This is a genomic window from Bartonella sp. AP40SXNS (assembly GCF_042195825.1).
Taxonomy (GTDB): Bacteria; Pseudomonadota; Alphaproteobacteria; order Rhizobiales; family Rhizobiaceae; genus Bartonella.
Genome location: NZ_JBHIPB010000125.1, coordinates 1 through 617, shown reverse-complemented (window position 1 = coordinate 617; position 617 = coordinate 1). Strand labels below are relative to the sequence as shown.

Annotated in this window: 1 pseudogene; it reads left to right on the top strand. The window is 41.5% G+C overall.

Annotated elements, in window-relative coordinates:
• Positions 1-617: pseudogene (locus tag ACFILZ_RS10125) on the top strand (hypothetical protein); the annotation flags it as partial.

Sequence of the window (617 nt, the reverse complement as noted above, 5' to 3'; positions counted from 1 at the left end):
TCCCTAGCAACGGCAACAACAGCCCATACAGTAGCTTCACAGGCAAAAGCGCTAGCGGAAGAGGTAAACAATTTACTGAAACAGTCCAATTTAACGGTTTTTTCAATTTCCACCCCTTTTCTTGTTGCGACAGGCAAAGCGCAATTAACCGTGAAAAAAGGAACCTATCTAACTTTGCCACGAACTCGTGATATTTTGGTTGTAAGTTATACGGTAGATGCCAGAATAAGCATGCCGTCTCTTTCTGCGGGCAAGGATTATTATCTTTATTTGGTACCGGAGGGAGATTCTCATAAAATTGTTGTATCAGAAAACTCTACGTATCCAAGGAATTACACAGTGAGTAATTCGCGCAAGATAGGAGGGTTTCATACGCTTTGTGCGGATGTTGGTACGATTTCTGGTCACCCCTTGTCTGGTTATAGGGCAGGGGATATTTTACCCAATTCAGTTTGGTGTTTAAATCACCGCCCTTATAGTTCACCAGAAGGTATGGTTTATGACCCCTCTACAGATCTTTGGGTTGATATTTATCTTCAGTCAGGGACGGGTGAAAATACGAAATCAATGTATCGTACCAATATAACAACAAACCGTAATTATACCGAACATGTAAC